26 protein-coding genes, 2 pseudogenes and 1 riboswitch are annotated in these 25,764 nt (G+C 40.2%); of the genes and pseudogenes, 12 read left to right on the plus strand and 16 right to left on the minus strand.

What is annotated here, in order from left to right; genetic code table 11:
* Window positions 1-18: 18 nt before the first annotated feature.
* Window positions 19-798 carry a peroxide stress protein YaaA gene (gene yaaA, locus AB8618_RS13020; RefSeq protein ID WP_413400760.1) on the minus strand — a complete coding sequence of 260 codons (780 nt, stop codon included), beginning with the start codon at window positions 796-798 and terminating at the stop codon, window positions 19-21.
* 218 nt (window positions 799-1,016) lie between these two features.
* On the opposite strand from yaaA, the gene tal reads away from it, so the two are divergent.
* Window positions 1,017-1,967, plus strand: a complete 951-nt coding sequence (gene tal, locus AB8618_RS13025) for a transaldolase (RefSeq protein WP_413400761.1) — start codon at window positions 1,017-1,019, stop codon at window positions 1,965-1,967.
* Window positions 1,968-2,194: 227 nt separating this feature from the next.
* Entirely contained in the window at window positions 2,195-2,383 is a 189-nt protein-coding gene (locus tag AB8618_RS13030; RefSeq protein ID WP_008110646.1) for a DUF3545 family protein, read from the plus strand.
* Between the two features lie 59 nt (window positions 2,384-2,442).
* On the opposite strand, the pseudogene ung reads toward AB8618_RS13030, so the two are convergent.
* The 8 genes and pseudogenes from ung to AB8618_RS13070 all read right to left on the minus strand — a co-directional run bounded on the left by ung (window position 2,443) and on the right by AB8618_RS13070 (window position 10,069).
* Window positions 2,443-3,104, minus strand: a pseudogene (gene ung, locus AB8618_RS13035) (uracil-DNA glycosylase).
* Window positions 3,101-3,949 carry a cobalamin-binding protein gene (locus AB8618_RS13040; protein WP_409423867.1) on the minus strand — a complete coding sequence of 283 codons (849 nt, stop codon included), beginning with the start codon at window positions 3,947-3,949 and terminating at the stop codon, window positions 3,101-3,103. The pseudogene ung and the gene AB8618_RS13040 overlap by 4 nt, the downstream one beginning before the upstream one ends.
* A complete protein-coding gene (gene cobO / locus AB8618_RS13045; protein WP_413400763.1) occupies window positions 3,949-4,548 on the minus strand; it encodes a cob(I)yrinic acid a,c-diamide adenosyltransferase in 600 nt (199 codons plus the stop codon). The genes AB8618_RS13040 and cobO overlap by 1 nt, the downstream gene beginning before the upstream one ends.
* Window positions 4,541-6,022, minus strand: a complete 1,482-nt coding sequence (locus AB8618_RS13050; RefSeq protein ID WP_413400764.1) for a cobyric acid synthase — start codon at window positions 6,020-6,022, stop codon at window positions 4,541-4,543. Before AB8618_RS13050 ends, cobO begins: the two co-directional genes overlap by 8 nt.
* A complete protein-coding gene (locus tag AB8618_RS13055; RefSeq protein WP_413400765.1) occupies window positions 6,022-7,032 on the minus strand; it encodes a FecCD family ABC transporter permease in 1,011 nt (336 codons plus the stop codon). Before AB8618_RS13055 ends, AB8618_RS13050 begins: the two co-directional genes overlap by 1 nt.
* A 1-nt stretch (window position 7,033) precedes the next feature.
* Complete coding sequence (locus AB8618_RS13060; RefSeq protein ID WP_413400766.1) at window positions 7,034-7,846, minus strand: ABC transporter ATP-binding protein; 813 nt, start codon at window positions 7,844-7,846, stop codon at window positions 7,034-7,036.
* A 73-nt stretch (window positions 7,847-7,919) separates the two neighbouring features.
* A riboswitch (cobalamin riboswitch) is annotated at window positions 7,920-8,050 on the minus strand.
* A gap of 56 nt (window positions 8,051-8,106) precedes the next feature.
* Complete coding sequence (locus AB8618_RS13065; RefSeq protein WP_413400767.1) at window positions 8,107-9,036, minus strand: porin; 930 nt, start codon at window positions 9,034-9,036, stop codon at window positions 8,107-8,109.
* A 163-nt stretch (window positions 9,037-9,199) separates the two neighbouring features.
* Window positions 9,200-10,069 carry a LysR family transcriptional regulator gene (locus tag AB8618_RS13070; protein WP_008467766.1) on the minus strand — a complete coding sequence of 290 codons (870 nt, stop codon included), beginning with the start codon at window positions 10,067-10,069 and terminating at the stop codon, window positions 9,200-9,202.
* An 89-nt stretch (window positions 10,070-10,158) separates the two neighbouring features.
* On the opposite strand from AB8618_RS13070, the gene AB8618_RS13075 reads away from it, so the two are divergent.
* Together AB8618_RS13075 and AB8618_RS13080 are read left to right on the plus strand one after the other, a co-directional pair.
* The gene (locus AB8618_RS13075) at window positions 10,159-10,533 is read left to right on the plus strand and encodes a DUF413 domain-containing protein (protein WP_138606645.1); all 375 of its coding nucleotides are present in this window, start codon (window positions 10,159-10,161) and stop codon (window positions 10,531-10,533) included.
* 86 nt (window positions 10,534-10,619) lie between these two features.
* Window positions 10,620-11,852, plus strand: a complete 1,233-nt coding sequence (locus AB8618_RS13080; protein ID WP_413400768.1) for a diguanylate cyclase — start codon at window positions 10,620-10,622, stop codon at window positions 11,850-11,852.
* 3 nt (window positions 11,853-11,855) lie between these two features.
* Here AB8618_RS13080 and rarD read toward each other — a convergent pair whose 3' ends face one another.
* Window positions 11,856-12,776 carry an EamA family transporter RarD gene (gene rarD, locus AB8618_RS13085; protein ID WP_413400769.1) on the minus strand — a complete coding sequence of 307 codons (921 nt, stop codon included), beginning with the start codon at window positions 12,774-12,776 and terminating at the stop codon, window positions 11,856-11,858.
* A gap of 51 nt (window positions 12,777-12,827) precedes the next feature.
* Window positions 12,828-13,283 (minus strand): thioesterase family protein, encoded by a 456-nt coding sequence (locus AB8618_RS13090; protein ID WP_171039605.1) that lies wholly within the window; start codon window positions 13,281-13,283, stop codon window positions 12,828-12,830.
* 143 nt (window positions 13,284-13,426) lie between these two features.
* Here AB8618_RS13090 and recQ point away from each other — a divergent pair, with 143 nt between their 5' ends.
* The 6 genes and pseudogenes from recQ to AB8618_RS13120 all read left to right on the plus strand — a co-directional run bounded on the left by recQ (window position 13,427) and on the right by AB8618_RS13120 (window position 19,462).
* Entirely contained in the window at window positions 13,427-15,250 is a 1,824-nt protein-coding gene (gene recQ / locus AB8618_RS13095) for a DNA helicase RecQ (protein WP_413400770.1), read from the plus strand.
* Between the two features lie 7 nt (window positions 15,251-15,257).
* Window positions 15,258-15,540 (plus strand): annotated as a pseudogene (locus tag AB8618_RS13100) (DUF3630 family protein).
* A 140-nt stretch (window positions 15,541-15,680) separates the two neighbouring features.
* A complete protein-coding gene (locus AB8618_RS13105; protein ID WP_413400772.1) occupies window positions 15,681-17,399 on the plus strand; it encodes a POTRA domain-containing protein in 1,719 nt (572 codons plus the stop codon).
* A 64-nt stretch (window positions 17,400-17,463) separates the two neighbouring features.
* Window positions 17,464-18,039 carry a mechanosensitive ion channel domain-containing protein gene (locus tag AB8618_RS13110; RefSeq protein ID WP_409423880.1) on the plus strand — a complete coding sequence of 192 codons (576 nt, stop codon included), beginning with the start codon at window positions 17,464-17,466 and terminating at the stop codon, window positions 18,037-18,039.
* 80 nt (window positions 18,040-18,119) lie between these two features.
* On the plus strand, window positions 18,120-18,620 hold the full coding sequence (locus AB8618_RS13115) for a transposase (RefSeq protein ID WP_409423191.1): 501 nt from the start codon (window positions 18,120-18,122) through the stop codon (window positions 18,618-18,620).
* The gene (locus tag AB8618_RS13120) at window positions 18,617-19,462 is read left to right on the plus strand and encodes an IS3 family transposase (RefSeq protein WP_409425547.1); all 846 of its coding nucleotides are present in this window, start codon (window positions 18,617-18,619) and stop codon (window positions 19,460-19,462) included. The genes AB8618_RS13115 and AB8618_RS13120 overlap by 4 nt, the downstream gene beginning before the upstream one ends.
* Before the next feature lie 69 nt (window positions 19,463-19,531).
* Here the strand turns inward: AB8618_RS13120 and AB8618_RS13125 are convergent, their stop codons facing one another.
* The 3 genes from AB8618_RS13125 to AB8618_RS13135 form a co-directional block, all read right to left on the minus strand.
* On the minus strand, window positions 19,532-20,590 hold the full coding sequence (locus AB8618_RS13125) for a succinylglutamate desuccinylase/aspartoacylase family protein (RefSeq protein ID WP_413400773.1): 1,059 nt from the start codon (window positions 20,588-20,590) through the stop codon (window positions 19,532-19,534).
* A complete protein-coding gene (rimK, locus tag AB8618_RS13130; RefSeq protein WP_008467750.1) occupies window positions 20,577-21,482 on the minus strand; it encodes a 30S ribosomal protein S6--L-glutamate ligase in 906 nt (301 codons plus the stop codon). Before rimK ends, AB8618_RS13125 begins: the two co-directional genes overlap by 14 nt.
* Before the next feature lie 66 nt (window positions 21,483-21,548).
* Window positions 21,549-21,971, minus strand: coding sequence for an ATP-dependent zinc protease (locus AB8618_RS13135; RefSeq protein WP_010391555.1), 423 nt, complete (start codon window positions 21,969-21,971; stop codon window positions 21,549-21,551).
* 249 nt (window positions 21,972-22,220) lie between these two features.
* On the opposite strand from AB8618_RS13135, the gene AB8618_RS13140 reads away from it, so the two are divergent.
* The gene (locus AB8618_RS13140; RefSeq protein ID WP_010391556.1) at window positions 22,221-23,192 is read left to right on the plus strand and encodes a zinc transporter ZntB; all 972 of its coding nucleotides are present in this window, start codon (window positions 22,221-22,223) and stop codon (window positions 23,190-23,192) included.
* Window positions 23,193-23,300: 108 nt separating this feature from the next.
* A protein-coding gene (locus AB8618_RS13145; protein ID WP_409423192.1) for an IS3 family transposase occupies window positions 23,301-24,535 on the plus strand; the annotation gives its coding sequence in 2 pieces (ribosomal slippage) (window positions 23,301-23,652 and window positions 23,652-24,535; 1,236 coding nt in all).
* A 31-nt stretch (window positions 24,536-24,566) separates the two neighbouring features.
* On the opposite strand, the gene rraB is transcribed toward AB8618_RS13145, so the two are convergent.
* Entirely contained in the window at window positions 24,567-24,902 is a 336-nt protein-coding gene (gene rraB, locus AB8618_RS13150) for a ribonuclease E inhibitor RraB (RefSeq protein ID WP_008110603.1), read from the minus strand.
* Complete coding sequence (locus AB8618_RS13155; RefSeq protein WP_413400774.1) at window positions 24,902-25,615, minus strand: 1-acylglycerol-3-phosphate O-acyltransferase; 714 nt, start codon at window positions 25,613-25,615, stop codon at window positions 24,902-24,904. The genes rraB and AB8618_RS13155 overlap by 1 nt, the downstream gene beginning before the upstream one ends.
* Window positions 25,616-25,764 lie beyond the last annotated feature (149 nt).

Consider the following 25,764-nt stretch of genomic DNA (forward strand, 5'->3'; position numbering starts at 1 on the left):
ACACTTTAAAAAAGTGTGTTAGCTTTGCTCTTCGCGCAAAAATACCGGTTCAAGTTCTTTAGTGGTTGCCTCTGGACTAAAGTAATAACCGGCCACGGTAAACTCTTTAAGCTGACTTAATTGCGTGACTTGGTTTTCGATAAGGTAACGCGCCATCATGCCGCGCGCTTTTTTAGCGTAAAAGCTAATCACTTTATATTGGCCGTTTTTACAGTCTTTAAAATGTGGCGTAATAATTTGTGCGTTAAGCGTTTTTTTATCTACCGCTTTAAAGTATTCGTTAGACGCTAAATTAACTAAGTATTGTGCATCTTGTGCCGCTAAAACGTCGTTAAGTTTATTAGCAATAATACTGCCCCAAAACTCATATAGGTTTTTACCACGGCTGTTTTCAAGCTTTGTACCCATTTCTAGGCGGTAGGCTTGCATTAAATCAAGTGGTTTTAATAATCCGTATAAACCCGAGAGTATACGTAAATGCTCTTGAGCATAATCAAGTTGCTTAGCCGTTAGGGTGTCGGCATCTAAACCGCCATATACATCGCCATTAAAGGCAAGCACCGCTTGTTTAGCATTACTCGTAGTAAACGGTTGCGCCCACTCACTAAAACGTGCTGCATTAAGGCCCGCGAGCTTATCGCTAATTTTCATTAAACTACCAATCTGCGCAGGAGTTAGTTCACGGCATACTTTCATGAGCGCTTCGCTGTGCTCAAGTAATTCAGGTTGAGTGAACTTATCTGTTGCGGGTGGCGTGTCGTAATCAAGATTCTTTGCTGGTGAAATAACAGTGATCATAGTTAGCTATTGACTTGTAAATTATTTAATGTCAATTTCAACATTAAATGAGACGAAAAGCACGTTTTGTTTAAAATTATCCTACCTAAAACTCAACCGTTACCGTTTTTTCATTGATAAGGACATAAGACCTATCAAGCATTGTCACACTGTTGCAGTATAGCTATATTAAGGTAGTTTAGATTTTCTTTTAACTTGCTTGGAATGAGGAAAAGCAAATGACTAGCGCTCTACAAAGGCTTAAACAACATTCTTCTATCGTGGCCGACACGGGCGATATAGAAGCCATAAAAAAACATCAACCTGAAGATGCGACTACCAATCCATCGCTGCTTTTAAAAGCGAGCGAGATTGAAGCTTACAAACCTTATCTAGATAAAGCATGGCAATACGCTAAAGAAACCGAGCAACAGCCTGCAAAACAACTAGAGCTGGCTTGTGACTATTTTGCAGTGTTACTCGGTAAAGAAATTAGCGAAATTGTACCGGGTTATATTTCTACTGAAGTTGATGCACGTTTATCATTTGATACTCAAGCAACAATTAATAAAGCACATACTTTACTAAGCCTTTACGAGAAAGAAGGTGTAAGCAAAGACAAGATTTTAATTAAAGTTGCCTCTACTTGGGAAGGCATTAAAGCCGCAGAACAGTTAGAAAAAGAAGGCACTAAATGTAACTTAACGCTTTTATTTAGTGATGCTCAAGCGCGCGCCTGTGCTGATGCAAACGTATTTTTAATTTCGCCATTTGTTGGCAGAATTTTAGATTGGCACGTAGCAAACGGTATGGAAAAACCAACCGACCCGCTACAAGACCCGGGTGTACAATCGGTGCGTAGTATTTTTGAGTTTTATAAGCGTCACGATTATAAAACTGTTGTTATGGGCGCAAGCTTTCGTAACACCGGTGAAATTATTGCCCTTACAGGTTGCGATAAGCTAACAATTAGTCCTAATCTTTTAGAAGACTTAGGTAATTTAGAAGACGCACAAGAGTACTTACTAGAGAGTGACATTGCTAAAGAGCCAAAACCTGAGCCACTTAGCGAAGCACAGTTCCGTTGGTTACATAACCAAGACGCTATGGCTACTGAGAAGCTAGCTGAAGGTATTCGCTCATTTGCAGATGCACAAGAGCAATTAGAAGCACGCTTCAAAGCGATGTAACTAACAGCTGTTTAACGAGTTTAAAAACGTCGCTTTTTAGCGACGTTTTTTTGTGCCTGCGATTTACTTTAAATACTCGACTTGTTCCTATTTACGTTCTTTTTGTATTGATCTTCATCAAAATACCACCCATTAGTAACAGTTTCGTCACATTTATATTCTATTTTATTAATAGCTGTGGTATAGATACTGCCGAGGTTCAAAAAGTGGTCAATAGGAGATAATCAATGGATAGCCTAAACGAAATAATAGAAATATTAGAAGGTTCTGATACATCGAAAAAAACCTCTCAAAAAAATAAAAAAAGAAAATGGCGCGAAATAGAAGCAATAAAAGATAAGCAACGTTTGCGCAAAGAACTACAGGAGCTCGACTATTTTGCTGATAGTATTGCTATTGATGAATTAGAATTTTAATCAACAACAGCAACTAAAAAGGCTTTCATTTATGAAAGCCTTTTTTAATACTAATTACCCTATACTTGCCAATTAATGGGCTGTGCTCCTTGCGCTATTAACAGTTCATTAGTTTTTGAAAAGTGCTGACAGCCAAAAAAGCCGCGATGCGCTGAAAGCGGTGAAGGGTGCGGTCCAGACAATATATGATGGCGCTGGCGATCAATGCTTTTACCTTTTTTTGTGCATGTGCGCCCCACAAAATAAACACCACTCCTTGGCAATGCTCATTTATATGAGTAATTACGTTATCAGTAAATTGCTCCCAACCTAAATGTTTATGGGAATGGGCTTGCCCTTGCTCTACTGTTAATACGGTATTAAGCAAAAACACACCTTGATCTGCCCAGCTTTGTAAATAGCCATGCTCCGGTGTGATAAAGCCATTAATGTCAGTCACTAACTCTTTATAAATATTTTTAAGTGAAGGCGGGAGCTTTTTAACTTCAGGTAATACTGAAAAGCACAAACCATGCGCTTGCCCTTCTCCATGGTAAGGGTCTTGACCTAATATAACCACTTTAATATCGCTAAGTGAAGTTGCATCAAATGCGCTAAACACCTGTGATTCTGGCGGATATACGGCAGTGCCTTCGGCTCGTTTATTCGTAACATATTCAAGGGTTTGTTGCATATATGCTTGGCTAAGTTCATGGTTTAAAAAAGATGACCAGTTGCTCATGATTGACTCTTAATAAGTTCTCTAGATACCTCAATTTTGTCACACATTTGTGCTAATCCATCAAGCATTCTAGGGGAAAAACGATGTAATAAATCCGCGTTAACACTAATAAATTGCTCATATTTAACCGCGGGAATTTCAGGCCATTGCTGCCAATTTACTGTGGGTATTACCCGTTTTGACTTTTCATCAGGGATAATAATAATTTGTGGCTTAGTGACTATCACGTTCTCAATGCTGATTTGTGGGTAATCTGTGTCGCTGTCAGCAAATACATTGGTTACTTGGCAGGTTTCTATTAACTGATTTATCCATGTATTTTTTGATACCGTCATCATAGGCTCAGGCCACAACTGATAAAACCCAGTAAGCGTGGTTTTATTTTGCTGTGTGGCTTTAATTGCATTGAGCTTAACTGTAAATGCCTCAGCTACTTTTTTACTTTGCTCAATACGACCAGTTAATTGACCTAGTTTTAGTATTTCTTTAGCAACGCCTTCAATTGAGCGTGGATTACTTAAATGCAATTCAATCCCTAGTCGCTTTATTTGTGCTAAATCTTCTGCCTGATTACCGCTTTTCCACGCAATGACCATGTCTGGCTTGAGCATGAGTAACTTTTCGATAGAAATGCCATTATAGCCACCGATACGCTCAATTTTAGTCGCCTCTTGTGGGTAATCTGCGTAATCCAGCGTACCCACTATTAAATCACCCGCCCCAATGGCATATAAATTTTCGACTATGTGTGGCGCTAAAGCCACAATACGAAGCGGCTTGTCGGCTAAGGCTTGAGGTACATAAACAGCAAACAATATCAGCCCAAGAAAAATGCGTTTTAACATTAGTAATCAAAGCCTTTTAGTGCTTTTACGCCCGACTCAAACGCATGCTTTACATTACGCACTTCACTTACGGTATCGGCCAGCTCAATTAAGGTACGGTGCGCAGCACGGCCAGTAATAATTACCGATTGCATTGCAGGTCGGTTGTTAATTGCAGCAACAACCTCATCAAGGTCGATATAGCCATAGGTCACCATATAGGTGAGCTCATCGAGTAATACCACATCGACACTGCTGTCACTTAACATCCGCTTTGACTCTTGCCATGTTGCTTGCGCCGCCGCAGTATCGGCCTCTTTATTTTGTGTATCCCAAGTAAAACCGGTGTTCATAACGGCAAATTCAACCCCAGCACCTTGTAGTAAATTACGCTCACCACATTCCCATGTACCTTTAATAAACTGACATACCGCGGCTTTTTTACCGTGACCAACACAACGTGCAACCACACCAAAACCAGAGGTTGATTTACCTTTGCCATTACCGGTAATAACCTGAAAAATACCTTTTTCTTGTTGTGCCGCTGCTACTCGAGCATCAACTTGTTCTTTTACTTTTTGCTGGCGCTGTTGGTGCTTGTCGTTTGTTGATTCAGTCATTGTTATGTCCTTGGTAAATTTTAATAATTTGTTCAATATTTAAATGTGTTTGGCACATTTCAGCGAGGCGTTCTAACTGGCGTTCACGATGCTCATTGATGCTGATGGCATTAATGTCACTGTCTGGTTTTAGCCACTTTAATAACTGTTCTGTAGCAGTTGCGTTGTCAAATAAGCCATGTAAATAAGTCCCGGCAATGGCATTATCGTCACTAACAAAACCATCAGTTTTAAAACCATTGGGGTGTTTATTAAAGCGAATAAGTGGTTTATTGAGCGCCTGACCTTTACTGATCCCAGCATGTATTTCGTAGCCATCACATGCAACCTGTTGCTCATTTAAATTAAGCACTGCGCTCACTCGACTTAACACTTTTTGCTCACCCAATAACGTATCAAAATCGCTAAGCGCTAAACCCGCCACTTGCCCTAATGATGATTCCACCGCATTAGGGTCACAAATCGTATTACCTAGCATTTGCATACCGCCGCAAATACCCAATACTTTGCCACCATAGCGTAAATGGCGTTTTATTTGCTGATCCCAGCCTTCATTTTTTAAAAATACCAAATCGCTAAGTACATTTTTACTGCCAGGCACAATAATTAAATCAACATCAGGAATTGTTTGAGTGTGCCGCACATAGGTTATATTTATATTTGGGTGTAATCGCAGTGCATCAAAATCAGTGTGGTTACTAATATGAGGCACTAGCAGCACCGCAATATTAATACTGGCCTCGGTCACATTATTATCTATGGCAACGGCATCTTCGGCATCAAGTGCTAAATCGTGTAGGTAGGGTAACACCCCTAACACAGGTTTACCTGTGTACTCTTCAAGCCAATCTAACCCGCCTTGTAATAGGCTAATGTCACCACGAAAACGATTAATAACAAAGCCTTTTACCCGTGCTTGCTCTGACTCACTTAATAGCGCCAAAGTTCCTACTAGGTGAGCAAACACGCCCCCTTTATCAATATCGGCAATAATAATAACCGGACAATCGACCTTTTCAGCGTAGCCCATATTGGCGATATCGTTTGCGCGTAAGTTAATTTCAGCTGGACTGCCAGCCCCTTCAACCAACAATAAGTCAAAGCGTTTAGCTAAACGATTATGCGAGGTTAATACTGCATCCATAGCCACTTTTTTATAGTCATGGTAAGAGTCGGCTTCCATATTACTGATAGCCCTACCATGAATAATGACTTGCGCGCCGGTATCACTATTGGGTTTGAGTAATATCGGATTGAAGTCTATTTCAGGTGCTACTTTTGCCGCAACGGCTTGTAATGCTTGGGCTCTACCAATTTCACCGCCATCGTGAGTTACGGCACTATTAAGCGCCATGTTTTGCGGTTTAAACGGCGCAACATTAACACCTTGATTGGCAAACACTCTGCAAAGCGCTGCAACTAAGGTGCTTTTACCCGCATCTGAGGTAGTCCCTTGTACCATTAATGTTTTCATTATTGACCCACCAGCTGGCGCTTACGAAAATACAATATACTTAAAAAGAATAGACTGCCGATAGCCGCCGTGATCACCCCAATTGGCAGCTCTTGGTTGCTTAATAGTGAACGAGCAAGCACATCGACCCACACCATAAATGTGCCCCCTACTAATCCAGTCATTAATAATCCAACGCGGCTACCTTGAGAGATAAAAAAGCGCACTATGTGTGGCACCATCAAGCCAACAAAACCAATTCCACCACAGTTAGCAACTAACACGGCCGTGATCAACGAGCTTAAAATAAGCATTAAAATCCTAAAACGATGCACTCTTACGCCAAGCGTTGTCGCACTTTCATCGCCTAACAACATGGCATTAAGCTGACGCCTAAAACCCAACATGATTGTTGTACATACCATAATCACTAGGGCAGGTAACAGCAGCGACTGCCACTGTGCTTTAGCAAAACTACCTAAAGTCCAAAATAAAATAGCCGCGACTGCTTGTGGATCGCTCCAATAAAGTAACAAACTAGTAAAAGCACTAAATAAAAATGATAAAGCTACCCCTGCCAATAACATCGATTCAACTTGGGCATTACGCTGGCTGCCTGCAATTAAAATTAATAATCCCATCGCCACTAAACTGCCTGTTAATGCCGCCCCTGATAGCGCAATACCCGCCCCAGCTCCCACAAAAGACATTAGTATAACCACACCTAATGAAGCGCCGGACGAAATACCAAATAAATAAGGATCTGCTAAGGGGTTACGGGTGACTGTTTGTAGTATTAAACCTGCAATCGCTAAGCCACTCCCAGCTAAAAAAGCCAGCAAAGTACGTGGCATTCTTAATTCAATAATAATACGGCTGGTAAATGAAGCCTCGTTTGAAAAGGTTAAGCTTTGATATACATCTGCGAGCGACGTGGGTGCCGCACCAAAACTCAGTGCAATAAATAAACTTAATAGTGCGCATAGTAGCGCAGCGATTAATGCAACGGTATGGTTAGAAAAAACCGTCATATTATTGGTATCCATAATAATAAGTAATATGAGGAATAGCCTCACCCGAAGCAGCTGATTGAGGGTGAGTGCTCACTTGTGCACAAACACCAAACATCTCATCCAGCATCTGCTCAGTGACCACTTTATTTGGCTTACCTGCATCAACAACTTTTCCATTTTTAATAACCACTAACTCATCACACATAGCAGCAGCTAAATTTAAGTCATGAAATGACGCAAATACCGTGATCCCTAGAGATTTAGCAAGCTCCATAAGTTGAATTTGATATTTCACATCAAGGTGACTAGTTGGCTCATCCATAATAAGAAGCTGCGGTTGCTGCACAATAGCGCGGGCAATAAAAGCACGTTGCTTTTCACCGCCAGATAGCGAATCAAATAATTGAGTACTATGAGATTCAAGTCCCACATGGCTAATAGCCTGAGCTATTTTTTGTTTATCTGCTTGGGTGGTCGAACTGAATAACGTTTTATGTGGCGTAAGCCCTAGAGCCACAACATCGAATAACGAGAGGTTAAATTGCGACGGTGTTTCTTGGAGCACAACGGCAACTTGCTTGGCGTAGTCTTCGCTTTTTAGTTGCCAAATATCGGTGTTATTAAATTTAACCTCTCCCGCTGACGGCTGATTAAATCGATACAAGCACCGCAGTAAACTCGATTTTCCCGCACCATTAGGACCAATTAAGCCAACAAACTTGCCACGCTCAATACTCAAATTAATATGCTCAAGGATTAAGGTGTTACCCACTCGCCAAGAGACATTATTAACGGTTAGAAGTGCAGTTTTTTTAGCGGTTTGAGTGTGCAAAAAATTATCCTAGGCAGGGACAACCCACACTCAGTACCACAAGTACCAAAAAGAAAATGAGTTAACCCGCTCGTTATATGAAGTTTTAAGGCACTTGTATCTGACTTACAGTAAAACTGATTACAGTTACGGGTATAGTTGAGGAGTTTCACCTCATTCCAAATGCTTGGCTATTATGCGCAGATAAGTAAATAATTTAAAGCAAAAAAAACCGCACTCAGCTGAGTGCGGTTAAAAGGAGTGTTTTAACTAAGTATTAGTTAAAACTTATATTCCATACCTAAACCTAGGTAATCTTGGTCAACGTTGTTGTCCATATCAAAACTTGAGTAAAAGCCAAACACCTTAAGATTTTTGTTTAGCTTGTGATCAACACCTACCGATACTGCGCTTTTATCATCGCTGTCATCAAAATCCATTGTTTGATATTGCACTTTAAAAGTGTTGCTACCCATTAGGTAAGCTGCATTTAATAAGTAACCGTCAGCCTCAGCGCTACCGTCTACTTTTTCTTGTGTTTGGTACATTGCGCCAAGTCTAAAGTCTTCAATTTTACCTTGAACTGTTGCACGTACTACGTCGTAACCATTTACTTCACTATCAGCAGCAACAGCGGCGTATACAGCGCTCTTTTTAAGGCCTGAATCACCGTAAGTTAACGCCACTGAGTAACCATTTTTGGCATCTTTATCGTCTTCTGCAATAAATGAAGCTAATACTTTAAAGCCTTCATATGAGTTTGAGGCGTAAGATACTGAGTTACCTAAACGGTTTTCACCTTTAAACGTGTTTTTAATATCACCTTCAAGGTCATTAAATAAATCAAGTTTACCTTGCGCCTGCTTTAGCGCGGTATCGTTACGGCCTATTACTACTTGACCAAATGAACCTTTAAAACCTACATATTGATTACGCGCTGAAATATTATCTTTATCGCCTTTTGAGTCAGCGTCCGACACATCAACCTGAAATTCAAACTTATAAACAGCTTCTAAACCGTCTGAAATTTTTTCAGACCCCTTAAGTCCGAAACGAGATGCATTACTTTTAATTTCAGTAAACGACCCTTCTCCATCATCAGATGATTGAACGGTTACATTCGCTTTACCGTAAATGTCTACTTCTGCAAGCGCATTAAAAGATAAACCACTAAGTAAGGCTAGGCATAGGCTCGATTTTGCAAATTTCATGTTATTTCCTCGATAAACACAATAGACTAATTTTTAAAACAGCTGCAGTGTGTCACCACTAAATGACAAAAATATTACAAAGGACACATTTTTGTCTTTTTAAGTTAATAAAACTGCATTAAATCTGAAATCAAAATAACATCTAAAATATACCGCTTAACGACTACTTACTTTGTTTCAGTAAACTCGGTGTCATTTGCGACAGCAAATTAACCAGAGTTTCTATTAACTCTTTCTGTTCGTTATCTCTATGATAGGCAACAAATACATCTCTTGACGTATTTTCTACCCCTTTTACATGAAAAAGTTCGCCTTTTTCTAAATGGTCTTTAACTAATACCTGTGGAATAAACGCACTGCCGCCACATTGCAGTATTAAATCAAGCGCTATACGCCCGGTACTGGTTCTAAAATAAGGCGGCGTTTTACCGGTAAATTGACGGGCGTGCCAAAGAGAAAACGTAGTTCCCCAATCAACATAAACATATTGATTATCAAAAAAATTATCGCCTGTTGCGGTATCGTAGCCACTAACCGGAATAATAGGTAGTTCACAAATTCGTTCAACAACGAGTTCGTCTACTTTTGGTGGATCAAATAAAATGGCTAGATCAAGGGTGCGCTCTAATAGTAATCGAGTACTCTCTTGTTGTGCTTTTACCTCTGCCACCAAAGATACACCGGGCATAGCCGATACTATATTTGTAATACCAAACTGTAAAAACGCATCCCAAATATTAGGAGTCCCAGCCAAGCTGATTTGCTTATGCATATTATCTGCAAGTGCAACATCCACTTTGGCCCTTTGCATTCCAGTAATAATCATTTGTGCATGCGGCAACAAGCGCTCACCCGGAGCCGTTAGTTGAATATTATTGCGCTGGCGAATAAATAAATTTACGCCTAAGCCCTGCTCTAATTGACGAATTCGAAAACTCACTGCAGACTGCGTTATGTATAGGTTTTCTGCTGCTTTACCAAAATGGCGAGTACGCACCACTTCAACAAATGTTTTTAATAAATCTATGTCCAATTTTTTATCCTCACGATAAAAATTTTTTGTTTAAAAAAATAGCAATTATGTCCCATACTCCAGCTAATAATTGGTATGAGGGTACAGCTATGAGCAATGATATTTCACTACTTCGTCAAGCATTTGTTAGTCAACGTCAGTTTTATGATGATCAAAACTTTCCACGCGGATTTAGCCGCAGCGGACACTTTACCTTGCTAGAGGCAAGTATTTTAGAACAGCACGGTGTTGTTTTAAAAAGTTTGTATAACAAAACAGTTGAGCCGCAAAACGAATATCAACAACAATTTGTAAATGCAATAAGTGGTATCATAGAGCCAAGTAACCCCATTGAGCGAGCATGGGTTAAATACTTAAAGCTAACAACCTGCAAAACAAAATTTCATACATTATTTGGTCGCTCAAAAATTTCAGGGCCAACACCAATCAGCCAAGATTATTATTCTGAGGCTGACAATCTATAAGTCATTACAATAGTTGCTTTTTGGCGTTTTAGCAGTTACAACTTGTATAAGCAAACACTTTTGCAAAATTTAAACAAGGCTGTTACGTGACGCACAGAATACTTATTATTGAAGACACCCCTACTATTGCGCGAGTGCAAAAGCATATCGCGCAAAAAGCGGGCTACGAGGTTGATATTGCTCAGTCGCTGGCTGAGACTAAAGAGCTGATAAGTAAACATGCTTACTTTTGTGCGGTGGTAGACTTTATATTACCTGATGCCCCACAAGGGGAAGCTGTTCCCTGCACCGTTGCAGCAGACATTCCTACCATAGTTATGACAGGCAATATCGATAATCAAACTCGCGATACCGTCGAAAAATACCCTATTATTGATTACATTATCAAAGGCAATAAACAAGCTTACGAATATTTAGAAAAGCAGCTTTATCGCCTACCTCGAAATAAGCAGGTAAAAGTACTGGTTGTTGATGATTCAGCGTCAACACGCCAATATATTTGTAATTTATTAACACGTCATAAATATCAAATATTTCAAGCAGCCGATGGCCTAGAGGCGCTTAAAGAGCTTGAAAACACCCCTGATATTTCTGTAATCATTACCGATAAAGAAATGCCTAACATGGGCGGTATTGAGCTATGTAATGAAATTAGGCGCATTTATAGTAATGACGAAAAAGCTATTATTGGTATCTCAGGGGCTACTTCATCTAATTTATCTGCTTTATTTCTAAAAAATGGAGCAAATGACTACTTGTATAAACCTTTTAACAGTGAAGAATTTTACTGCCGGTTGAGCCAAAACGTCGATATGCTAGAGCATATCGAAACTATAAAACGTCAAGCCAATACCGACTATTTAACTAAACTCCCTAATCGCCGTTACTTTTTTGAAGAGGCTAATAAATCGTTAAAGCAGTTTAAAAAAGCAAAAATGCCGGCACAGCTCGCCATGCTTGATATTGACCATTTTAAAGCGATTAACGATACCTATGGTCATGATGCCGGAGACGAGGTTCTTAAAGGGCTTGCGGTATGCTTTAATAAATATTTTGAAAACCAATTGATTGCCCGGTTAGGCGGAGAAGAATTTGCGGTATTTTTTACTGAGCTAACCGAACAAGAAGCGCTAAAACGACTAGAGAGCTTCAGGCTTTTTATTGAGCTTAACAGTCATGAATTCAGTCAAGCAAACATCAAGTTTACGCTGTCGATAGGCTTCAGCAACAGTAAAACCTATCAGATTGACGAGCTATTAAAACAAGCCGACTTAAAGCTCTACAAAGCCAAAGAGTCGGGTCGTAATAAAGTGGTTTAGTTTCTAAACCACACCTGAGGCAACAATGGCTGCTTTTCTGCGTTTACGCGATTGATGGTATGAATCCCAACTAAAAATAGCCAGTGCACTCCAAATACACGCAAAGGTAATTACACGCTCAGCATCAAACACCTCGCCGTAAAACACCACCGCTAAAATAAACATTAAGCTAGGCCCTATATACTGAAAAAACCCAAGCGTTGTGTATTGCAAACGCTTAGCCGCACCGGTAAAACACAGCAGTGGTAGCGTAGTCACAATGCCCGCACTCACTAACAACGCATTAGTTTGCCAATCATTCGCTGGTAAATTTGATGTTTCAGTTGGCACCATTAACCACCAATAGGTCAGTGCTACTGGTAATAATATTAATGCCTCGATTAAAATCCCAGGCAAAGCATCAACCTGTAGCTTTTTACGTAATAAGCCATAAAGTGCGAAAGATGTCGCTAACGAAAAGGCCACCACGGGAAATGAGCCAAAGCTAATTAGCTGTAACAGCACGCCCGTAAAAGCTAAGGCAACAGCAGCACCTTGCAACTTACGTAATCGCTCGTTTAAAAACACCATACCAAGTAATACATTTAATAAGGGATTGATATAGTAGCCTAAACTGGCATCTAGCATGTGATTGTTATTAATGGCCCATATAAACAACCCCCAGTTAAACCCTAGTAAGGTCGAGGTAACAACTAACATTAAAATAAGTTTAGGTTGAATTAAAATGCGTTTAATTTTATCCCAGTAGCTCAGCACACTCACTACCACAATCAGAAACACCACTGACCAAATAACACGGTGCAATAAAATTTCAAATGCTGACACATGTTGGATCATCTTAAAATAAATAGGTGCGAGGCCCCACATAAAAAAAGCGAGACAGGCAAAAATGGCGCCCTTTCGCTGCTCGGTATCAATCGACATAGTAACCACTTGGTGATTTAAAAGGCCGTCAGTTTAACCCCCTCTCACTTTTTAGCCAACTAAATACGTGCCCGTTCCAAAAGCAATTTGTACTGACTTCTCGTTGTGCAACTCCATTCGACACACGCATACTTTATTTCCTGAGCGAATCAGCTTAGCACTAGCAATAAATACCTCGCCTTTGCCTGGACGTAAATAGTCGGTGCGTAAATCTATGGTCCCCAGTGTGGCTAGCTTTTTATGTACACTGGGTAAATCTGCATCGTCTAGCTTTCCTATAACGCTGGCGGCAGCAAGCATTCCACCCACATTATCAAGTACCGCCGAAATAACCCCACCATGGAGAATTTTTTGCGCGGGGTTGCCTATTAACACATCTTGCCAAGGAAAGGAGATTTTAGCTTGTTCAGTACTAAGTGACTCCACCGCTATTTTTAAAAATTGGTTAAAAGGCATGTTATTAACAAACAACGCCCCAACTTGTTCAATCAACATTTCTTTATTCATTATTATTCTCTATGTTTTAAGGTGGTACGATGAGTAAAGCACAACTTGAAGCTGTTGTAACCTCCTCGATTATCATTACCGATGTTTACACCAAGTAATGAAAGCTAAAGACATCCTGATAAAAAACCACTAAAATAGCGCCGATGAATACACTAACCCCCTCTCCCAATACGCTGGTGCGTAAACCTGAAACTGTACTCAAACAAGTGTTTGGTTACAGTGAATTTCGCGACGGTCAAAGTGCAGTAATTGATGCTGCGATTAATGGCCAAGACTCGTTAGTATTATTGCCTACCGGTGGTGGTAAATCGGTGTGTTACCAAATACCCGCACTAGTATTAGAGGGGGTAACCATTGTTATCTCTCCGCTCATTTCTTTAATGCAAGATCAAGTAACTCAATTACAAGCTCTAGGCGTAAAAGCCGCTTATATAAATAATAGCTTAGCCCGTGAAGAACAGCAGTTAGTCTATCAGCAGTTGCATCAAGGACTAATAAAATTACTTTATGTTGCCCCAGAGAAAGTGCTGCAAAGAGAATTTTTAGAGCGCTTATCACATTTAAATGTCAGTTTGTTTGCTATTGATGAAGCACACTGTGTTTCTCATTGGGGACATGACTTTAGGCCTCATTATTTTAGGTTAAATGAATTAAAGCAACGCTTTACACATGTACCTATGATGGCACTCACTGCCACCGCTGATAAAGCCACCCGCTTTGATATTGTTGAGCAACTCAAGCTACAGCAGCCATATATTCACACCGGTAGCTTTGACCGCCCTAATATTCGTTACACCATAGAAGAAAAATTTAAACCTATGGTGCAATTACTTCGTTATTTGAAAGAGCAAAAAAATCAAAGCGGTATTATTTATTGCACCAGCCGCAAGCGAGTTGATGACATTGCTGAAAAGCTTGCCGATGCAGGTCTTAATGCGGCGGCTTATCATGCGGGAATGAGCAACGAACAGCGTCAATTTGTGCAAACTGGATTTGCCCGTGACGATATTCAAATTGTGGTTGCCACCGTTGCCTTTGGTATGGGAATTAACAAGCCTAACGTACGTTTTGTACTGCACTACGACATTCCAAAAAGTATTGAAGCGTATTATCAGGAAACCGGTCGCGCTGGCCGTGATGGGCTCGCTGCAGAAGCCATTATGTATTTTGACCCCGCTGATATAGGCCGGGTTAGGCGCTTTTTTGAAGATATTGACGATGAGCAACGCCGTCGTGTAGAAGAGCAACGTTTCAATGCCATGGCCAGTTTTGCCGAAGCGCAAACCTGCAGGCGTCAAATATTATTAAACTACTTTAGTGAATACCAACGAGAGCCATGTGGTAACTGCGATATTTGCTTAAATCCACCAAAAAGCTTTGATGGCAGACTGGTGGCCCAACAAGCACTTTCGTGTGTGTATCGGGCACAGCAACGATTTGGTTTAGGTTACATTGTAGAGTTATTGCGCGGCGCAAATACCAGCCGCATTCGTGATAACAACCATCATGAACTCAGCACCTATGGCATAGGTAAAGACAAAAGCAGTGAGTTTTGGCTGAGTATTTTACGCCAACTTATTCATCAAGGGCTATTAAGCCAAGATATAACCCAGGGCGCATCACTACGGCTTACTGAAGCCGCACGCGCTATTTTAAAGGGTGAATATGCGCTGCAACTGGCAGAACCACGCCTACAAGCTAAGCACGTTTATCAGGATAAATTAGCGCAGTTTAATTACGATAAAAAGTTATTCGCTCGCCTACGAGCACTACGTAAAGAATTAGCCGATGCCGATGACGTACCTCCTTATGTAGTATTTAACGATAAAACGCTGGCCGAAATGGCGCAGCTTATGCCTACCAACGATAGTGAGTTTTTAAAAGTGTCGGGAGTTGGTTTTACTAAATTAAACAAATATGGCGGTGAGTTTTTAACCGCAATTCGACATTATCTAGCAACGCAATAAGCCCCTTATGACCGAACTTGAATACGATCACAGACATCAATGTATTATTGTTAAACCAACAGAGTTGCCGCACGATGAAGACTTTGAGTTGTGGGGAACGTTTTTTGCACAGCGACGAAATTAGCATTAGTGAATTTGCAGCTGGGGCTGATCGTCATCAACTGCGTTTTAACTATGCTAACCACACGTTTAATTTAAATTTTGAGCATTACAGTCAAAGTGTATGGATTAACGGCGAAGGTCAAGATGCTGACAACCTATTGGCAGCGTTAACATTTTATTTAAGCTAAGGCCAACGTCTATTTACCGCTAATACCTTATAATCGCTATAAAAAATAAACTAAATTGGCACTTTTACTTACATATTAATAACAATGATGTAAGCTAAGAGTAAGTGTTTTATTTTGCAAAATAGCGCTAAAGAGGGTCAATGCTAAATAGAAAATGGATTGCACGTAGTTGTTTTAGCTTTTCTATTTTGAGTATGTTTATGCTCAGCGTTTGCGCGCAAGAAACGCCACTAGCTCAAAGCTGTCCAAATGGTGACCCATTACAAACTAATGAAATTAATTTGCGTCGCCAAATCGAGTCTCAACCTCCACCGCTTACGATAAATAGTAACGCTAAAATTGCCTCAATTAATCTTAAACAACTTAATGTTTTTAATACCGAACTCGAAGCTGAAAACAACGCACTATTTCGCTTTGCTAATCGTGCACATATACAAACTGAGCCTGAGGTTATTAAAAGCATTTTATTGTTTAAAGCGGGTGAACCTTTTAATCAAAAAGCCTTGGCTGAATCTGAGCGGCTACTGCGTAAACAAAACTATTTATATGACGCACAAATTGTTGCCAACGAAAACTGCGATGGCGATGTTGATGTAACCGTGGTGACCCGCGATTTGTGGACTTTGCTACCCGAGCTTAGCTTTAGCCGCAGCGGTGGCGAAAATAAATCAAGTATCGGCTTTCGCGAGTCTAACTTATTTGGTTGGGGCAAACGATTATCGTTTGCTCGCAAAACCGACAGTGATCGTAATGGTTATTTATTTGTTTACGATGATCCAAATATTTTTTCAACCCGCTACAGAGGTCGCGTAGAGTATGCCGATAACAGTGACGGTAAAAGCCATCTAATTGAGCTAACTTATCCGTTTTACGCCATCGATACACCTTATAGTTATGGTGCCTTGAGTTACTCGACCCAGCGAGAAGAGGCACTCTATCTCAGGGGCGAAAAATTTAGTGAGTTTGAACAAACCACCGACCTAAATCAGATATTTTTTGGCCACTCCAAACCCCTTAGCCATAATTGGACTCAGCGCTTGAGCCTTGGTTATATTGATGAGCAACAAACATTCAAAAGCATCGATGAAACCACTGTGCCGCTAGCTGAAAATAGGCAACTTAGTTACCCTTATGTAAGCGGCCACTGGTTTGAAGATAACTTTATAAAAGTGCGTAACTTTGACAGTATTTACCGTACCGAGGATTTAAATTTAGGTTGGAATATCAAAGCTACACTGGGTTATTCTGATGAATCAATTAGTAACGACGATAGCCGCGCTATTTACTCGTTTAACTTTAACAAAGCACATTTTAGTGGTGATAATACCCTATGGCGATTTCACGCAGATATTCAAGGTTATTGGAATAAAGAACAAAAACAGCTTGAAAACTTAATCACCACAAGCCAAATTCAATATTATTTAAATACCAGTATTGATCAGTCTTGGTATGTAAAAGCAAGACTACAATACGCAAAAAACCTCACCAACGATAAGCAGCTCACTCTCGGGGGCGAAACAGGTTTACGCGGTTACCCTATTGAGTTTCAACATGGCGATCGGAGTTTTTTAGTCAGCTTAGAAAAGCGCTACTATTGGGAGTATGACTTACTACAACTGTTTAAAGTGGGAGGCGCAGCCTTTCTAGATGTAGGTCGCGCATGGTATAACAATGACTCGAATACCCTGTATCAAATTGAAAACACACCCGTACTTAAAAATGTTGGACTCGGTTTACGCCTTGCGCCAAGTCGCGCCAATGCAGGTACCATGATCCACCTTGATATTGCCGCGCCACTAAATAAATATAACGATGTTGACTCGGTACAGTGGCTACTGAGCGTTAAAAATTCTTTTTAAATCACTACTGCGCACAGAGCTAACACGTTACACTTTGCGCCTATCATTATTGTGAGAATACGTTTTGGAATTAATCTCTCTTTTAGAGCTTGTGAGCACACAATATAAGTTAATCGTAACTGTAATTGCGCTGTTGAGTTTTCCGTTACTGTTAAAGCTAACTAAAAAATTACTCGAAAAAGCCATTAGAGGTAAAATCGATTTACACAGAAAATACCGAGCAGAGTTACTATTAAAAATAATACTCGCCTTTTTTATGTTGTGTTTAGTATTAGTTTTTTGGGGAATAGAGCTGCGTGGTTTATTAGTATTAGGTTCTTCCTTATTTGCCATGTTAGGCGTTGCGCTGTTTGCTGCTTGGTCTCTATTGAGCAACTTAACCGCGTTTTTATTGATGTTTATTCAAAATGACTGCCGTGTAGGCTATTGGGTTAGAATCGTGGATGGTGCCAATGCCATTGAAGGACGCATTATTGAAATGGGGCTGATGAATGTATTACTAGAACACGTTGATGGGCATAGGGTGATTTATCCAAATAACTTATTTGTTACCCGCCCAGTGTTAGTTCTCAATACAGAGCCAAAACCAACAAAAGCGCCTAAAATTAAACGCATTATTGGCCCAAAGCCACGTAATTAAATAACAATTACAAAAAAGCCGCTTCAGCTAATTGAAGTGACCCCCAATAGTTGGACATTCCAATTACTGGGGGTCTTTTTATGTCCAAACATCACCGAGCTTTCAAGCTCAAAATAGCTGAACTCGCTTTGTCTGAAAGCTCTTCGGCGGTAAGTAACAGATTTAATGTTACAGATAGGCAGGTCCGATATTGGACCGCTATTTATCGAATTCATGGCGCTGAAAGCTTCAGGTCTGTTCACAAACCTTATTCTCTAGCATTTAAGGCTGAAGTGTTAAAAACGATGACAGCAAACAGTTGGTCACTCGGTTATACCAGTGCTTTCTTCGATTTATCGTCCCCAGGCATTCTTTTTCAATGGCAAAAGCTTTATGCTCGTGATGGTATATCACGTCTTAAACCACAGAGAAAAGGTAAGCCATTCATGACAAATAATTCTTCTTCATCAAAACTAGTAGAGCAAATGACTGAGGAGGAGTTACGAGAAGAACTAGCATACTTACGAGCTGAGAATGATGTGCTAAAAAAGTTAGAAGCCTTGGCTCAAGCCAGAAAGAAAAAAGCAAAGACAAAACGATAGTCGTCGAAGAGTTCAAGGCAAAGCATAGCTTACGACACCTTTTAAAGGCGACAGGGCTGCCAAAGAGTGTTTACTATTATCATCGCACTACTTGTAAGCAACCCTGTGCAAGCAATGATTTACTGGTAAAAATACGTGATATTTATCACGCGCATAAAGGGCGATATGGCTATCGCAGAATTACGAGTGCCCTGAGAGCAATGGGAGTATTTGTTAATCATAAGCGCGTTCAACGGTTGATGAATGAGTTAGGACTCAAGTCAAAAGTAAGGCCTAAGCGCTATAAATCCTATAAAGGTGAAGTGGGTAAAATCGCAGAAAATACGCTTAACCGCGAGTTTACTGCGCAGAAGCCAAATCAAAAATGGGTGACGGATGTGACGGAGTTTAAAGTGGATAATGAGAAGGTATATCTATCGCCTATGATTGACCTATTCAACCAAGAGGTAATCAGTTACGAAGTCAGAAAATCCGTTGCACTCCCTTTGGTAACTGACATGCTTAAAACAGCAACTGCTAGGTTGAAGCCAAATGAAAAGCCAGTTGTACACTCAGATCAAGGGTGGCAATATCAAAACAAACAATATCAAAATCACCTTAAGGAAAAAGGATTGCAACAAAGTATGTCTAGAAAAGGAAATTGTTTAGATAATGCGGTTGCTGAGAACTTCTTCGGCATATTGAAGAGCGAGATGTACCACAACGAAACGTTTAAAGACGTGAATGATCTTATTGAAAACATTAAAGAATATATCCACTATTACAACAATGAGCGTATTAAACTGAAACTAAAAGGCCTGAGTCCGATACAGTATCGAAATCAGGCCTTGGCAGCCGCTTAGAAATGAGTCCAACTTTATGGGGTCACTTCAAATAAACTTAAGCGGCTTTTTTAATTCTTACGGGTGAAGTTAATTATTCAGCTCAGCCGTTTTCAGTTCATCATCTAAATCATTTATCTCATCAATAAACGTTTCTAGCTGCTGCTCTACCAGGCTATTTGCATGTGCAAAATAAGCAATGTGGAATACGGCATCGCCTTCATTTACTAAAGGCATGGTTTGCTGACCAATAATAATACCGCTACGTGGAGCGAGTAATTCAAGCTCAGAGTCACCTAATGGGCTACTTATATACGCCAGTATTTGCCCCTTTGTGACACGTTCACCTAACGATACTTGCGCTCTTACTATACCGTCAACCTCAGCACGTACCCAACTTGTTGAACCAGCAATAATCGGCTCAGGTAGTTTTTTTGGTCGTTTACCGCGCATCATTTTTAAATGACGCATAACATAATCAACCCCTTGTACTCCCGCTGCAATCGCAATCGGGTCAAAGCGCAGCGCCTCACCGGCTTCATAGGTAATAACGGGTATGCCCAAATTAGCCGCTTCACTGCGCAATGAGCCATTGCGTAACGACGCATCAATAACCGCAGGTGTGCCAAAAGCCTTAGCCATTTGCGCTGTAGCTTCATCGGCTAAATTAGCGCGTATTTGCGGTAAGTTAGTACGATGAATCGCCCCCGTATGCAAATCTATAATATGCGTACAATGCACAGCGACTTGGTTAAAAAACATATACGCCATACGACCTGCTAACGAACCACGTTCAGAGCCAGGAAAACTTCGATTCATATCACGGCGATCGGGCAAGTAACGAGATTTATGAATAAAACCAAATACATTCACAATCGGCACCGCTATTAATGTGCCACGCAACTGGTTAGGATCGATCTTAGCCAGTAACTGGCGCACAACCTCAACCCCATTAAGCTCATCGCCATGTATTGCCGCACAGACCATCAATACAGGGCCTTCCATAACACCGTTAACCACTTCAATAGGAATATTAAGCGGTGAATGGGTATAAAGCTTTGCAGCTTCTAGTGCGAGTGTTTTACGTTCACCTACACCAATGCTTTCACCTAACAGGGTGAAAGGTCGGTTAATTTTAACCTTTGCCACGAGTTGCTGTTCCTTTCACTGAGGCCGTTTTTTCGATGAAATCAATCACCATACCCGCAATATCTTTACCAGTTGCCACTTCAATCCCTTCTAGGCCTGGCGATGAATTTACTTCCATAACCAAAGGGCCGCGAGATGAACGGAGTAAATCAACGCCAGCAACGTTTAAACCCATTGCTTTTGCTGCAGCAACCGCTGTTTTACGTTCTTCTGGGGTAATACGTACCAGTGTAGCGCTACCACCACGATGAAGATTAGAGCGGAACTCGCCCTCTTGTGCTTGGCGTTTCATCGCAGCAATCACTTTATCGCCCAATACAAAGCAACGAATGTCTGCACCACCGGCTTCTTTAATGTACTCTTGCACCATGATATTGGCTTTTAAACCCATGAATGCTTCAATAACACTTTCAGCTGCTTTACGTGTTTCAGCCAATACCACACCAATACCTTGAGTACCCTCAAGTAACTTAATAACGACCGGTGCGCCGCCTACCATTTCTAATAAATCTTTTACGTCATCGGGCTTGCTGGCAAAGCCTGTAACCGGCATACCTACACCTTTACGTGATAGTAATTGCAAAGAACGTAATTTATCGCGAGAGCGAGAAATAGCCACAGATTCATTAACAGGGAACACTCCCATCATTTCAAATTGGCGTAATACAGCACAACCATAAAATGTAACCGATGCACCAATACGTGGCACGATAGCATCGAAATCTTTTAGATTTTCACCACGATAATGAATTTCAGGTTGCTCTGAGTTTATGTTCATATAAGAGCGTAACGCATCAATAACTTTCACTTCATGTCCGCGCGCCTCAGCAGCTTCAATTAAACGACGCGTTGAATATAATTTTTTGTTACGAGATAAAATACCAATTTTCATAGTTAAAACCTTAACTAAATTATGTTGAGTAAGCACATGAAAGTGCATTTGCTACTCAACGAATCCTTATAATAAGTGTGATAAAGCCGGATCAACGACTATACGATTTTCCATTGCTGTGCGCCCTAACAACATTCTAAACTTCATTGACGCACGACTTGTTAATGTAATTTCTATTGGCCAACTAAATTCGCCTGCATGCAATGTAGTTTCAATAAAGTAACGCAATTCTTTTTGGCCACTAGAGCTGGTAACGTACTTCATTTTTTTAACTTTGGCATTGCAGGTAATTTGCGTTTGCTCGTCTTCTTGCAATGGTTGGGCTGTAAATTTAACCCACTTTTCGCCATCTACTTCGTACTCTTCGATATTAATTGCATGAATACAGGAAGTACGCGCACCAGTATCTATTTTTGCTTTAATTTGCTCGATACCTAGCTCGGGTAAACTTAACCACTCACGCCAACCAACTGTTATTTTTGTCGTCATAAATGCGCCCTTAGTAAAAAAGTGTTTTATACGCTACCGCTAATAAAACACCAGCAAAATAAATTCATCCACTCGATAAGTCGATTTGATTGATCTTTTAAGTTTACTCGGTTAACAATGCCCTCTAATGTGTACACTTAACCATAGGCTAAAAAATAACTTTTTGTTGCTTAACTCTTCAAAGTAAAGCTAAGTTAAATACACTACAGTAAAACTGTATTAAAAACATACTATCAATGAGAAATTATTATGATTAACGGCTTACTTCATGCGCTTATTCTTGATGAACAAGGCGGCGCTCGCCCAATAGAAAACAGTAAACAATTACATCAATGGCAACCTACTGATGGAAAACTGTGGGTACATATGGATTACAGTCAAAAAGAAGCCGTTGATTGGTTAAAAAACTGCGGCCAATTAAACGACTACGAACTTGAATCACTCACCGCAGATGAAACACGTCCTCGCATTACTCCTACAATGAATGGCCATATGCTGTTTTTACGTGGAATCAATTTAAACCCAGCGCAAAGCCCTGAAGACATGGTGTCTATTCGCCTATTTATTAATAAAGACGTGGTGATCACTACCCGTAAGCGCCGATTATTATCAGTGCAAGATATTCTAACCTCGTTAAATAATAATGAGGGGCCAAGCAGTATTTCTGAACTAGTGTGTAGCTTAGCGCAAAAGCTCACTTCACGTATGCAAACGGTAATAGATGAACTAGATGAAAGCTTAGATGATTTTGAAGAAGAAATTGATGAGCCTAGTAAAAAGTTTGATAACCAAGGCTTGTCGCAACTTCGCCGCCAAACAATCGCGCTAAAACGTTACTTAAAACCGCAAAAAGAAGCACTCAGCAACATGGTTAATAATCATTACCCGTGGCTGTTTGACGATGATAAAGCCAAGCTAAATGAAACCACCAATTTACTTATTCGCTATTTAGAAGAGCTCGATAGTTCAATAGAGCGTGCACTCGTTATTCAGCAAACCATTACTAACCAAGTGTCTGAGCAATTAAATCAGCGTATGTATGTGATGTCGGTGGTGGCTGCTTTATTTTTACCACTGGGATTTTTAACTGGGTTATTGGGGGTCAATGTTGGCGGTATACCTGGCACAGATAGTCCCTATGCATTTACCGCATTTGTGGTGTTTTTGGTTGTTTTGACTGGTGGGATTGGTATTTACTTTAAAAATAAAAAGTGGCTGTAATTACAATACAGATCTAACAGCACAAAAAAGGCGAACATAATTGTTCGCCTTTTGCATTGGTAACCCTGTCTTGTCCTGAAATGTGTTTACACATTTAGGACTTATTTTATGAAAACCACTAAAACTAAAGACGTTAAGCGTACTCAACGAGATTATACATTAGGCTTTAAATTATCCATTGTTGAGCAAGTAGAAAAAGGCGACTTCACATATAAACAGGCGCAAAGTCATTACGGTATTCAAGGTCGTAGCACCGTTCTGGTATGGCTGCGAAAACATGGTAAATTAGATTGGTCTAAACCAACTTATATAGCCAACATGCCTAAATCAAAAGAAACCCCAGCACAAAAAATTAAACGTTTAGAGCGCGAGGTAGAGGAGTTACGCCTAAAGGATTTAATCAAAGATGAAATGATTAATATTATGGATGAAGAATATGGAGCGGGTTTGCGAAAAAAGTACATATCCGAGCTATCACGCGCGCAAAAGAAAACCAGCAAGTAAAGCTTACTCCTTTATGCCGTGCATATGGCATAACGCGACAAGGTTACTATCAAGCTATGCGCAGAATAGATTCTCGGAATAAAGCGTTGAAGCCAGTCAAAGAGTTAGTGATGTATTGGCGGCAATTCATGCCTCGTATTGGTGGGAAGAAACTTTATCTGATGATAAAGCCAGAGCTGCAAGAGCGTGACATTAAACTAGGCCGAGATTGTTTTTTTGACTATTTGAGAGAGCATGACTTGCTTGTAAAACCAAAGAAAAATTACACTAAAACAACAAATAGTAATCATTGGATGCACAAGCATCCCAATTTACTAAAAGAATACAAACCTACTGCGGCCGAGGAAGTCTTCGTTAGTGATATTACATACGTAAAGTCATCGCAAGGCGTGCATTACCTGTCGTTAGTCACTGATGCTTATAGTCGAAAAATAATGGGTTATGAGCTCAGTGATGAAATGAAGGCAACTGATGTAGTCAAAGCGTTAGAGATGACGATTAAGCAGCGGGTGTATAAACGTGATGCTATTCATCATTCAGATAGAGGTTTACAATATTGCTCTGAAGTATATCAAGGTATGCTATTAAAGGAGGGAATTAGGCCATCTATGACCGATGGATATGACTGTTATCAAAACGCATTAGCTGAGCGTATTAACGGGATATTAAAACAAGAGTTTCTACTGTATAAATGTCGTAATATGGCAGAGTTAAAAGAGCTCGTTGAAGAATCGATATTTATATACAATGAAATGCGACCGCACTTAAGTTTGAATATGAAAACACCAAATCAAGTGCATAAAAAAGACCTGGCGCTTTCGCACCAAGTCTTTCATTAAAACCGTCAACCTATTTCAGGACGGGACACCCTTACTCTTGAAAGTAAGTGCCCCAACCATCGTATTCTACGTCGCATTCAACAGCAAGCTGTGCAAGTTTATCAACGTCTTCCATTATAACGTCAACATCTAATTCGGCTTCAACAACAATGTCAAAACTCCAAATTTTTTCACCGTCTTCAAGCTCAAGTTCTGCTGGCTCTTCTACATCGTAACCTAGTTTAAACGCAGCAAGTGCAGCTTGTTCTAACTTAGTAAAGTCTTCACATACAAAGTGGTGTTCTACTTCATAAAGAATTTCCGGATCGGAACCATCTTCAAGTAATGAAGTTACGATGTCTTCACTTATTTCACGCCAGTTTTCCATTATTTCTCTCTCACTTGAGCATCTAATTCTGTTATTTTAGCAGCCATAATGCTGTGCACACTTTTAGCATGTTCACGTGCACTGATACTGTTATCAAGTGCTATGGGGGCTAACATTTCAATGTAAATTGTACCATTATCCCAGCGATTTAGTTTAATGGTTTTATCGGTTGTGTTCATACATACTGGCACAACAGGTACCTCTGCACTCATTGCTGTATGAAACGCACCGGTTTTAAAGGGGAGTAAACCACGACCATAACTACGCGTCCCCTCAGGGAACATCCACACCGATAAGCCTTTTTGTTTTATTTTAGCCGCTGCTTTAGAAATAGTGCCTGCCGCTTTAGAGCGATTTGCTCTGTCGATTAAAATATTACCCGACAACCAATAAAGCTGACCAAAAAATGGGATCCACTTCAGACTTTTTTTGCCAACACTCACACAATTTTTTGGCACCATCGCTGGAATAGTAAATAAATCGTAGCTATTTTGATGATTCGCTACATACACAGCAGGCCCCACCTTAAGCGCATCGGGATGATATTTTAGTTCTAATTTAACCCCAAGCATTTTAGCCACTGAACCAAACCAACTTGCAATAACGTGCACATTATTAGGATGAAATGGTCTAAATATTGATAATAACAAACCAAAAAAACAACTTAACAATATAAACAACAGCATTATTAAAATACGTATAACAGCTAGCAAATGCGCCTCTCCAATATAACCACAATCATGTATTGCTCTATTATAACGTTATTTTGTTGCGTAGACGAGAAAATAGCGCACAAGCGTGCGCTGAAATAAAACAGTCATAAAAAAACGGCTTACCTAGGTAAGCCGTTTTCTAATTTCAT

This window comes from Pseudoalteromonas sp. RW-H-Ap-1, assembly GCF_048318575.1.
Taxonomy (GTDB): domain Bacteria; phylum Pseudomonadota; class Gammaproteobacteria; order Enterobacterales; family Alteromonadaceae; genus Pseudoalteromonas.